This window comes from Brenneria sp. g21c3 (genome assembly GCF_040240345.1).
In the GTDB taxonomy this organism is placed as follows: Bacteria; Pseudomonadota; Gammaproteobacteria; order Enterobacterales; family Enterobacteriaceae; genus Brenneria.
The window spans coordinates 241,735-253,155 of record NZ_JBEIAB010000003.1; the positions used below are offsets into that span (position 1 = coordinate 241,735).

The window sequence follows — 11,421 nt, forward strand, 5'->3', positions numbered from 1 at the left end:
AGAACCATTTATTCTAAAATTCGTGTAGTATGTCCGCCCGCGCGGTCGTGCGCGTGACATATTTGCTTACCCTGCCGTTTGTCGGTAAATATTTTATATCAATGGGTTAGGTTGGGTTCCCGACATAACCTGTTGTTCTTGAAGAATAACATGACGCCTGTGAAGGCGGCACTCAGAGGTTGCTCGATGAGCGAAAAGTTACAGAAAGTATTGGCGCGCGCCGGTCATGGTTCGCGCCGTGAAATAGAGGGCATCATTCAGGCGGGCCGCGTTAGCGTCGACGGTAAAATCGCTACGCTGGGCGATCGCGTTGAAGTGACCAAAGCCACCAAAATCCGCATTGACGGTCACGTGGTATCCGTTAAGGAAACCGAAGAGACCGTTTGCCGCGTGCTTATCTACTATAAGCCGGAAGGCGAGCTGTGTACGCGCAGCGATCCCGACGGGCGTCCGACGGTGTTTGACCGTTTACCCAAGATTCAGGGTTCGCGCTGGGTGGCGGTGGGGCGGCTGGACGTCAATACTTCAGGGCTGCTGCTGTTCACCACCGACGGCGAGTTGGCGAATCGTCTGATGCACCCCAGCCGCGAGGTGGAGCGTGAATATGCCGTGCGGGTATTCGGTGAAGTCAACGATGAGAAGATTAAACAGCTGAGCAAAGGCGTGCAGTTGGAAGACGGCCCGGCCTCTTTCCGCACCATTCGTTATCAAGGCGGCGAAGGGCTGAATCAATGGTATAACGTCACGCTGACGGAAGGGCGCAACCGCGAGGTTCGCCGCCTGTGGGAAGCGGTCGGCGTGCAGGTCAGCCGCCTGATCCGCGTGCGCTACGGCGATATTCCGTTACCTAAAGGCCTGCCGCGCGGCGGCTGGTCGGAAATGTCGTTGGAAAGCCTGAACTATCTGCGTGAACTGGTGCAGTTGCCGCCGGAGACGGTAAGTAAATTGCCGGTTGAGCGCGAGCGCCGCCGGGTAAAAGCCAATCAGATTCGCCGGGCGATAAAACGCAGCAGCCAGGTTGCGCCGACGCGCCGCACCTCGCCGAAACCGAAGCGTCGCGGTCAATCTTAAGAAATTCGAAACGCTGCCGTTATGACCCCACCCCAACCCTCCCCTTCGCAGGGGAGGGAGTCAGGCTCCTCCCCTGGCAAGGGCTGTCTCTTATACACAAATCCAAGGAACCTCTAGAGGCCATGTGTATTCTGGTCTTGGTTCTTGGTTCTTGGTTCTTGGTTCTTGGTTCTTTGCTTTTCGTCGGCGTAAGAAATCACGCTGAGGTGGACGACCCCGCGAATGCGCCGCAGGGAGGCGGCGCAAGCCAGGGCCGCGTCGGGAACGCGTCACTGGCGGTTCGGGAAAGGGGGCGACCGCCGAAGGCATCGCGTCAGCGACGTGATTTCAGCCACAAGCCCGGGTCCGGAGGGTGGTGGCGCTTGAACCACCCTGCGTCGGGCGCATGCTGCGACATAGCAGAGAAATGACGGCCTTCTAGCGCACGAAATAGCGCTGAACTCACATATACCGTTAACAGTATATGTGACTAAGAGACAGGGCAAGGGTAAGGTCGGGAGGGGAACAGGGCGACGGTTCGCCTGCAACCGCCCGGTTCGTTACCAATCGATACCCTGTTGCGCCTTGATGCCGGCTTCGAAGGCATGTTTTACCGGCCGCATCTCGGTGACGGTATCCGCCATCTCCAGCAAATCACGATGACATCCCCGTCCGGTAATAATGACCGTTTGTCCCGCCGGGCGATCGCGCAGCGCGTTCAATACCTCTTCCAGCTCAAGATAACCGTAGCTGACCATATAGGTCAGTTCATCCAGCACTACCAGATCCAACTGCGGATCGGCCAGCATGCGCTTGCCGTGGCGCCAGACTTTTTGCGCGGCTTCGGTGTCGGTCTGGCGATTTTGCGTTTCCCAGGTGAAACCGGTCGCCATAACCTGAAATTCGACGCCGTGTTTTTGCAGCAGGTTTTTCTCGCCGTTCGGCCAGTCGCCTTTGATGAACTGGATCACGCCGGCTCGTAAATCATGGCCGATAGCGCGGGTAACGGTGCCGAAAGCCGCGGTGGTTTTCCCTTTGCCATTGCCGGTGAAAATCATCAGGATGCCGCGTATTTCGTTCGCGGCGGCAATCCGGGCATCGACCTTCTCTTTTATACGTTGCTGACGTTGTTGGTGACGTTCATCACTCATGCTGCGTGTTCTCCTGACTATTCGGCCGGGCCTGATTTTCTGCCCGGCTGGGCATCAAAACTCATGCCGGTTTTACGGCGGCTGTCGTCCCCCATCAGATAGAGGTACAACGGCATGATATCCGCAGGGGTCTTCAGTTTCTCCGGATCTTCATCGGGAAATGCCGCTGCGCGCATGCCGGTGCGCGTGCCGCCGGGATTGATACAGTTTACCCGCAGATTTTGCTGGCGATATTCATCGGCCAAAACCTGCATCATGCCTTCGGTGGCGAATTTTGACACGGAATAAGCGCCCCAGCCAGCCCGGCCCTGACGTCCCACGCTGGAACTGGTAAAGACCAGCGACGGGCTGGCGGATTTCAGCAGCAGGGGCAGCAATGCCTGCGTCAGCATAAAGGTCGCGTTGACGTTCACCTGCATCACATCGCGCCAGACGTCCGCCGATTGCCGCGTCATCGGCGCTATCTCGCCCAGCAGCCCGGCATTGTGCAGTACGCCGTCCAGGCGGGGCGCCACCTGGGCCAACTCATCGGCCAACTGAAAGAATTGCGCCGAGTTCGTCGTCAACATATCGCAGACGATAATGTGCGCCTGCGCGCCGTTTTCTTCCTGAATCTGTTGCTTAACCGCCTGAAGTTTGCTTTCAGTTCGACCCAGCAGAATAAGGCGCGCGCCGAAACGCGCATAGGTTAGCGCCGCCTCGCGGCCGATACCGTCGCCGGCGCCGGTAACCAGAATGATGCGCTGTTGCAGCAGGTCGTTTTTGGGCTGGTAATACACGGGCAATTCCTCTTACAGACGTACCGGCTACCTTCATTAATACATGCGATATCGCTATGCCGGTATCTGGTTGAAAAGGCATCCAAACAGGATGAAGATGACGGATTTATGCCTTAAACAGGCGGGGTTTTCAATGAGACTGGCGCCATTTCTTACCGCAGGTGCGCTAAAAAGCAGCAGAAAACGCGGAGAAAGCGCGAATAACATCGCCATCCTGGATGTCATCAGTTAGGTTAAAGGTTTCGTTCACCAAGCTGGCCTGGTCATGGGGCAGTATAATCAGTTTGATATGTCAACACTCAGCTAATGAGGGCGGTATTTGTGGAATTACTTTCTCAGTATGGTTTATTCCTGGCTAAAGCACTCACCATCGTTATCGCGATCGGTGCGATTGTGGTTTTAGTCTTCGGCGCGGCGCAGCGTAAACGCCAGCGTAAAGGTGAATTGCAGGTGGTTAATCTGGGGGAACAGTATCGCGATATGCAGCAGGATATGCAGACGGCATACATGAGCGATGCAGAGCGTAAACAGCTGTTCAAACAGGAAAAGAAGAAAGAAAAAGCCAAGGCCAAAGAAGAAAAGCAGCGCGCCAAACGCGGGGAGGCGAAACCGACGAAACCCTGCCTGTATGTGCTGGATTTCAATGGCAGTATGGATGCCGGCGAGGTGAGATCTCTGCGTGAGGAGGTCTCGGCGGTGCTGGCGGTCGCCAAACCGCAGGATGAAGTTCTGCTGCGGCTGGAAAGTCCGGGCGGGGTGGTTCATGGTTACGGTCTGGCGGCTTCTCAACTGCAAAGGCTGCGTCAGGGCGGGATTAAACTGACCGTGGCGGTGGATAAAGTGGCGGCCAGCGGCGGCTATATGATGGCCTGCGTCGCCGACCGTATTGTCGCCGCTCCGTTTGCTATCGTCGGATCGATCGGCGTGGTGGCGCAGATCCCCAACTTCAACCGTCTGCTGAAGAACAAGGATATCGATGTTGAATTGCATACCGCGGGCGAGTTTAAGCGCACGTTGACGCTGTTCGGCGAAAATACGGAGCAGGGGCGCGAGAAATTCCGCGAAGAGCTGAACGTGACGCACAACCTGTTTAAACAATTTGTTCACCAGATGCGTCCGTCGCTGGATATTGATTCCGTCGCGACCGGCGAACACTGGTTCGGCACCCAGGCCAAAGCGTTGGGACTGGTTGACGAGATTGGCACCAGCGACGATTTGCTGATTGCCGAAATGGCTGACCATGACGTGCTCAGCGTGCGGTATACGCGCCGTAAGCGCCTGATTGAGCGTCTGACGGGCAGTACGGGCGATACCCTTGAGCGATTGATGCTGCGCTGGTGGCAGCGAGGCAACAATCCGCTGTTGTGATGCCGCCCGTCGAATGGCTTCCCTGCTCATCGCCCGCGTTCACCGCGGGCGATGGCGTTTAATCGACCAGATAATATTTTTCCGACAGCGTGTGAGCCAGATGTTTGAACATGTTAAACACGGCGGTGGTTTTCAACGTGGGCAGGCCGTTGTCATCAAGGAAAAACTCGCCGCGAAAAACCAGCACATTATTTTTTTGCTCGACATCGTCGGCCACCATGCCATGCAGATAGTCGCCGTGATTCTGGATAATGGCATTGGCTTCGGCGAGTAAGGTTTTGCGGTCGATCGGGGATCTTTCTTTGATCATCTGAATTTCATCGGACATGGGTTACATACTCCAAAATATGTGCAAAGCGATTTAGCGTACATCAGGTTGGTCTTCTGGCTAGGGCGATAGTACGCCATAACGACGCCGGTGTTACCCCTGATTGTACTTCTCCGATATATTTTATCGCAAATGCGCTAAGTTTTAGTCACTTGCCTGCCGATACCGCATTCATCGCGGGGTGGATAAAACGGCTTTTCCATGCTAATTAGGTTGCGTGACGTCATTTATCAGGTAGAGTGTGGGATTTTGCGCGGTCAGTGGAATTAATTCTTTACGTCATGGCAGTGGGTATTTATCTGATATTGGAATAAACGCGTTACTATTCAGACCGAACGTGCGGATTACGGAAGATTTTTTGAGTTGCACCACTCAGCGGTAATGATCGAGCGAACTGCGCCGTGATCCACAATTAATCGAGTATTCGCCCTTGTTTATGTTGGCGGATGCCCCCAAAAGATATCTGATTTTCAGAAGAATTCAGCAGGTAATAGTACATATGGGTAAAGCTCTCGTTATAGTTGAGTCCCCGGCAAAAGCCAAAACGATCAATAAGTATTTAGGCAATGCCTACGTGGTGAAATCCAGCGTCGGCCATGTGCGCGATTTGCCGACCAGTGGCTCAGCCAGTAAAAAGAGCGCGGACTCAACCAAAGACAAAACCAAAAAAGCCGTCAAAAAGGATGAGAAATCCGCGTTGGTGAACCGCATGGGCGTCGATCCTTACCACGGGTGGAAAGCGAACTATGAAATTTTGCCCGGTAAAGAGAAGGTGGTCTCGGAGTTAAAAACGCTGGCGGAAAATGCCGATCATATCTATCTCGCGACCGACCTTGACCGCGAAGGGGAAGCCATCGCCTGGCACCTGCGGGAAATCATCGGCGGCGACGATAAGCGTTTCAGTCGCGTGGTGTTTAATGAAATCACCAAGAATGCGATTCAGCAGGCGTTTGAGAATCCGGATAAGTTAAATATCGATCGCGTGAATGCCCAACAGGCCCGCCGGTTTATGGATCGGGTGGTCGGCTATATGGTTTCGCCGCTGTTGTGGAAAAAAATTGCCCGCGGGCTGTCCGCCGGCCGCGTGCAGTCGGTGGCGGTGCGTCTGATTGTCGACCGCGAACGCGAAATCAAGGCGTTCGTGCCGGAAGAATACTGGGAACTGCACGCGGATTTACTGGCGGGCAGCGATACCCCGTTGCAGATGCAGGTTACCCACTTCAACGGCAAACCGTTCAAGCCGGTCAATAAAACGCAGACGCAGGCCGCCCTCAGCCTGTTGGAAAAAGCCGACTATGCGGTGGCGGAACGGGAAGATAAGCCAACCAGCAGTAAGCCTGGCGCGCCGTTTATCACCTCTACGCTGCAACAGGCCGCCAGCACCCGTCTGGGGTTCGGCGTGAAAAAGACCATGATGATGGCGCAGCGTCTGTATGAAGCGGGCCACATTACCTATATGCGTACCGACTCGACCAACCTGAGTCAGGATGCGCTGAGCATGGCTCGCGATTATATCGGCAAAGAATTTGGTAAAAATTATCTGCCCGATGCGCCGAATCACTACAGCAACAAAGAAAATTCGCAGGAAGCGCACGAAGCGATCCGTCCTTCGGATGTGAAAGTGCTTGCCGAGCATCTTAAGGATATGGAAGCGGATGCGCAGAAGCTGTATCAACTGATTTGGCGTCAATTCGTCGCCTGTCAGATGACGCCGGCGAAATACGATTCCACCACGTTGATTGTCAAAGCCGCCGATTATCAGTTGCGCGCCAAAGGCCGCACCTTGCGTTTCGACGGCTGGACGAAGGTCATGCCGGCGCTGCGCAAAAATGATGAGGATCGCACATTGCCGACGGTCGCCGTCGGCGAACGGCTGGCGCTGCAAAAATTGCTGCCGAGTCAGCACTTCACCAAGCCGCCCGCACGCTATAGCGACGCGTCTCTGGTTAAAGAGCTGGAAAAACGCGGCATCGGCCGTCCTTCCACCTATGCGTCGATTATCTCCACCATCCAGGATCGCGGCTATGTGCGGGTTGAAAACCGCCGTTTCTACGCCGAGAAAATGGGCGAGATTGTCACCGATCGGCTGGAAGAGAACTTCCGCGAGCTGATGAGCTACGATTTCACCGCGCGCATGGAAAGCAGTCTGGACCAGGTAGCGAATAATCAGGCGCAGTGGAAAGCGGTGCTGGACGAGTTTTTCGCCGAGTTCAGCCAGCGGTTGGAAACCGCGGAGCAGGATCCTGAAAAAGGCGGTATGCGGCCTAATCAAATGATTCTGACCAGTATCGACTGTCCGAGCTGCGGCCGGAAAATGGGCATTCGCACCGCCAGCACCGGGGTATTCCTGGGTTGCTCCGGTTATGCGCTGCCGCCGAAAGAGCGTTGCAAAACCACCATCAACCTGATTCCTGAAGCCGAAGTGCTTAACGTGCTGGAAGGGGATGAGGCGGAAGCCAATGCGCTGCGCGCGCGTCGTCGCTGCCCCAAATGCGGTACGGCGATGGACAGCTACCTGATTGATAACCAGCGCAAACTGCATGTGTGCGGCAACAACCCCGCCTGTGACGGTTATGAGATTGAAAGCGGCGAGTTTCGTATTAAGGGCTATGACGGCCCGGTCGTCGAATGCGAAAAATGTGGTGCGGAAATGCACATGAAGATGGGACGCTTCGGTAAATACATGGCCTGTACCAATGAGGCATGCGGCAATACGCGTAAAATTCTGCGTAACGGCGAAGTGGCGCCGCCGAAGGAAGACCCGGTTCCTTTGCCTGAGCTGCCGTGTGAAAAGTCCGATGCCTATTTCGTGTTGCGCGACGGCGCCGCGGGTATCTTCCTGGCGGCCAATACGTTCCCGAAATCCCGTGAGACGCGCGCGCCGTTGGTGGAAGAACTGGTGCGCTTTAAAGATCGTCTGCCGGAGAAAATGCGTTATCTGGCCGACGCGCCGGTTGTCGATAAAGACGGCAACAAGACCATGGTGCGCTTTAGCCGTAAGACCAAACAGCAATATGTCTCTTCAGAGAAAGACGGCAAAGCGACCGGCTGGTCCGCTTTCTATGTTGACGGCAAATGGGTCGAAGGAAAGAAATAGGGCATTCGCGCGGGCATGTCGTCGCGAGGACGACGATGGCCGCGAGGTCAGCGGCGGCGGTAAAACGTTACGTCCAGTCATTCCCGCGGTTGTAGGCGGGAATCGCCTACTGAAACCGTAAACCGCCATTGGCTGATTCCCGGTTATTCGCCCCATCCCTGGGACTCGCCCTTCGGGCCGTCGCGAGTGGCGTTCAAAAACATTCCCGATGTTTTTGTGCGCGGGAATGACGGATTTGGAAAGGTTTGTCATCAACCTCGGCCAGCCTTTTAGGCTGGCTTTTTTGATCTGGGTAAGGAGATGGCGATTTACCCGGGAGGATATTGATTCGTTGATATACCCTTGATCCTTATGGCCTACGGCAGGTTGATTTTGCGCTTGTCCGCGGGCGATGCGCGTCGGGATTCGTTTTATCACTGACGGATAGCCTGAAATCGAGCGTTTTTTATTCACTGGTCATGGTTTCTTCTTATATGCGATTCAATAGTGGTTATATAAAAACTATTTTTATGATTAAATGACATTAATTGATGAAAATATGCACCAGATGACTAAGGTGCAAAAAACGATTTCAGCAAATGAAACATCGTCAGAATTTTGGATGGCGTGCGCATAATTCAATTGAAAATGGGATAACTTATGAAACTGCAACAGCTTCGTTATATTGTTGAAGTTGTTAATCACAACCTGAATGTTTCTTCTACCGCGGAAGGGTTGTACACCTCTCAGCCTGGCATCAGTAAACAGGTGAGAATGTTAGAGGATGAACTGGGCATTCAGATCTTTGCCCGCAGCGGCAAGCATCTGACGCAGGTGACGCCTGCCGGGCAGGAAGTCATTCGTATCGCGCGTGAAGTCCTGTCAAAAGTCGATGCCATCAAGGCCGTCGCCGGCGAGCATACTTACCCGGACAAAGGTTCGCTGTATGTCGCCACGACGCATACTCAGGCTCGCTATGCATTGCCTAGCGTGATCAAAGGCTTTATCGAGCGTTATCCGCGGGTATCGTTGCACATGCATCAGGGCTCGCCGACGCAGATTGCGGAAGCGGTGGCCAAAGGTTCGGCGGATTTCGCCATCGCCACCGAGGCGCTGCATCTCTATGACGATTTAATCATGCTGCCCTGTTACCACTGGAACCGCGCCGTGGTGGTCAAACCCGATCATCCTTTGGCGTCGAAAACGGAAGTCACAATTGAGGAGCTGGCCGCTTATCCGATCGTGACCTACACCTTCGGCTTCACCGGGCGCTCGGAACTGGATACCGCCTTCAATCGCGCCGGCCTGACGCCGCGTATCGTGTTTACCGCAACCGATGCGGATGTCATCAAGACCTATGTGCGTCTCGGGCTGGGCATCGGCGTGATAGCCAATATGGCCGTTGATCCGCAAATAGAAACCGATTTGGTGAAGATCAACGTCAGTCAGATCTTCAGCTATAGCACCACTAAAATCGGTTTCCGCCGCAGCACCTTCCTGCGCAGCTATATGTATGACTTCATTCATCGCTTTGCGCCGCATCTGACGCGCGATGTGGTGGATACCGCCGTGGCGCTGCGTTCGAACGAAGAAATCGAAGCCATGTTCAAGGATATTACGCTGCCGATCAAATAATCGGCGGAACGGCGGGGCCAGCCGGCCCCGCGCGGCATTAAACCGGCGGGTATCCGTTTCTTGCAAGATAACCGCTACGCGTAGACCTTTTCTTTATATTCGCACAGATCTTCAATCAGGCAGGAGCCGCAGCGCGGTTTGCGGGCGATACAGGTATATCTGCCGTGCAGGATCAGCCAGTGATGGCAATCAACCTTAAACTCGGTCGGCACCACTTTAAGCAGCTTTTCTTCAACCTGTTCGACGTTTTTGCCGGGAGCAAAGCCGGTGCGGTTGCAGACGCGAAAAATATGCGTATCGACGGCGATTGTCGGCCAGCCGAAAGCGGTATTGAGCACCACATTCGCCGTTTTGCGCCCCACGCCGGGCAAGGCCTCCAGCGCGGCGCGATCTTCGGGTACCTGGCTTTGATGTTTTTCAATCAGCATGCGGCAGGTTTTTATCACGTTTTCAGCTTTGCTGTTAAACAGCCCGATGGTCTTGATGTAGCTTTTTATCCCTTCGACGCCCAGCGCGAGCATCGCTTCCGGCGTATTGGCGACGGGGTAGAGCCTGGCCGTCGCCTTGTTCACGCTGACATCGGTGGCCTGCGCGGAAAGCAGCACGGCGATCAGCAGTTCAAACGGCGTCGTGTATTTCAGTTCGGTTGTGGGATGCGGATCGTTGGCTCGCAGTCTGCTTAAAATTTCAATCCGTTTTTGTTGGTTCATAATGTTTCCCCAGACACATTCGAAGGCGAGTTCCCGGCGCCTGCGGCGATCCTGGCTTGACGTTGCTTCATTTTTTCATCAATCACATACTTCGCCGCCAACATCAGTCCTAAGCCGATAAAGGCGCCGGGCGGCAGCATGGCGAGCAGGAACGGCGAGTCCAGGTGAACGACCTCGATGCGCAGCGCTTTGGCCCAGTCGCCCAGCAATAAATCGGCGCCGTCGAACAGGGTGCCGTTACCCACAATCTCACGCAGCGCCCCCAGAACAAACAGCGCGCTGGTGGCGCCTAAGCCCATGGCCAGGCCGTCGATCGCGGAAAGTCCCACCGGGTTTTTCGACGCATAGGCTTCCGCCCGTCCGATAACAATACAGTTGGTGGCGATCAGCGGAATAAAAATGCCCAGCGACTGGTATAAGCCGTAGGCATAAGCATTGATCAGCATTTGTACCGTACTGACCACGGCGGCGATCAGCATGACATAGATCGGGATGCGGATTTCAGCGGAAACCCAGCGCCGCAGCGCCGAAACCGAGGCATTGGTCAGCACCAGCACCAGGGTCGTCGCCAGTCCGAGTCCGAGCGCGTTGGTGGCGGTGGAGGACACCGCCAGCAGGGGACAAAGCCCAAGCAATTGCACCAGCGCCGAATTGTTTTTCCACAATCCTTCGACTAAAAGGCGTTTCGCTTCACTCATTGGCGCTCTCCGCAGGCAGGTAGGGAAGACAGTTGGGACGGCAACGTTTCCAGATACAGCGCGCCGCGTTTGATGCTATTAATCACCGCCCGCGGCGTAATGGTCGCGCCGGTGAACTGGTCGAACTGCCCGCCTTCTTTTTTTACCGCCCATCGGGGGTCGGCGTCATTCTGTACGCGTTGTCCGCTAAAACGCGTGATCCAGTCTGAAATGCGCACATCGACTTTATCGCCTAATCCCGGCGTTTCATGATGTTCGGTCACGCGCGCCCCCAGCACATTACCCATAAAATCCGCGCCAATCAGCAGGTTGATCGCGCCCGAATAGCCGTCCGGGGCGGTGCTTTCCACGGCCGCCGCAACGGGTTCGCCGGCTTTGCGGGCAATGAATACCCGGTGCGCGGACGCTGATCCCAGCGCCGGGTCTGTGACGGTGTAACACTCTTGCAGCAGATCATTGTCATATCTGTCCGCCGGAATAACCTGATCCAGCAGCTTTCTTTGCTCTAGCGCGGCCTGATGCGCGATAGTCGGCGCCGTCAAGCTGTTGACGACCGCCGTTAAGGCGGTGGTGCCGGCGGCGAAAAGCGCCAGCGTTGTCGCATGGCGGCGCATCGTGGTTAACAT

General features: G+C 55.2%; 10 protein-coding genes. 4 read left to right on the forward strand and 6 right to left on the reverse strand.

The genetic code is table 11. From position 1 onward, the window contains the following. Positions 1-186: 186 nt before the first annotated feature. Positions 187-1,071: a 23S rRNA pseudouridine(2605) synthase RluB gene (gene rluB / locus ABRZ28_RS06335; RefSeq protein WP_330519752.1), complete on the forward strand. Its 885-nt coding sequence runs from the start codon at positions 187-189 to the stop codon at positions 1,069-1,071. 539 nt (positions 1,072-1,610) lie between these two features. On the opposite strand, the gene cobO is transcribed toward rluB, so the two are convergent. Both cobO and ABRZ28_RS06345 read right to left on the reverse strand, forming a co-directional pair. Further along, positions 1,611-2,201 carry a cob(I)yrinic acid a,c-diamide adenosyltransferase gene (cobO, locus tag ABRZ28_RS06340; RefSeq protein ID WP_319602496.1) on the reverse strand — a complete coding sequence of 197 codons (591 nt, stop codon included), beginning with the start codon at positions 2,199-2,201 and terminating at the stop codon, positions 1,611-1,613. A gap of 17 nt (positions 2,202-2,218) precedes the next feature. Then, positions 2,219-2,980, reverse strand: a complete 762-nt coding sequence (locus ABRZ28_RS06345) for a YciK family oxidoreductase (RefSeq protein ID WP_330519753.1) — start codon at positions 2,978-2,980, stop codon at positions 2,219-2,221. Positions 2,981-3,301: 321 nt separating this feature from the next. On the opposite strand from ABRZ28_RS06345, the gene sohB reads away from it, so the two are divergent. Further along, on the forward strand, positions 3,302-4,348 hold the full coding sequence (sohB, locus tag ABRZ28_RS06350; protein WP_319602494.1) for a protease SohB: 1,047 nt from the start codon (positions 3,302-3,304) through the stop codon (positions 4,346-4,348). A 58-nt stretch (positions 4,349-4,406) separates the two neighbouring features. Here the strand turns inward: sohB and ABRZ28_RS06355 are convergent, their stop codons facing one another. Beyond that, complete coding sequence (locus tag ABRZ28_RS06355; protein ID WP_330519754.1) at positions 4,407-4,676, reverse strand: YciN family protein; 270 nt, start codon at positions 4,674-4,676, stop codon at positions 4,407-4,409. Positions 4,677-5,175: 499 nt separating this feature from the next. On the opposite strand from ABRZ28_RS06355, the gene topA reads away from it, so the two are divergent. Together topA and cysB are read left to right on the forward strand one after the other, a co-directional pair. Next, entirely contained in the window at positions 5,176-7,773 is a 2,598-nt protein-coding gene (gene topA, locus ABRZ28_RS06360) for a type I DNA topoisomerase (protein WP_319602492.1), read from the forward strand. 639 nt (positions 7,774-8,412) lie between these two features. After that, positions 8,413-9,387, forward strand: a complete 975-nt coding sequence (cysB, locus tag ABRZ28_RS06365) for an HTH-type transcriptional regulator CysB (protein WP_319602491.1) — start codon at positions 8,413-8,415, stop codon at positions 9,385-9,387. A gap of 74 nt (positions 9,388-9,461) precedes the next feature. On the opposite strand, the gene nth is transcribed toward cysB, so the two are convergent. The 3 genes from nth to rsxG are packed head-to-tail and all read right to left on the reverse strand — an operon-like array spanning position 9,462 to position 11,421. Beyond that, entirely contained in the window at positions 9,462-10,097 is a 636-nt protein-coding gene (nth, locus tag ABRZ28_RS06370) for an endonuclease III (protein ID WP_319602490.1), read from the reverse strand. Continuing rightward, positions 10,094-10,795, reverse strand: a complete 702-nt coding sequence (locus ABRZ28_RS06375; protein WP_330519755.1) for an electron transport complex subunit E — start codon at positions 10,793-10,795, stop codon at positions 10,094-10,096. Before ABRZ28_RS06375 ends, nth begins: the two co-directional genes overlap by 4 nt. Further along, positions 10,792-11,421 (reverse strand): electron transport complex subunit RsxG, encoded by a 630-nt coding sequence (rsxG, locus tag ABRZ28_RS06380; protein WP_319602488.1) that lies wholly within the window; start codon positions 11,419-11,421, stop codon positions 10,792-10,794. The genes ABRZ28_RS06375 and rsxG overlap by 4 nt, the downstream gene beginning before the upstream one ends.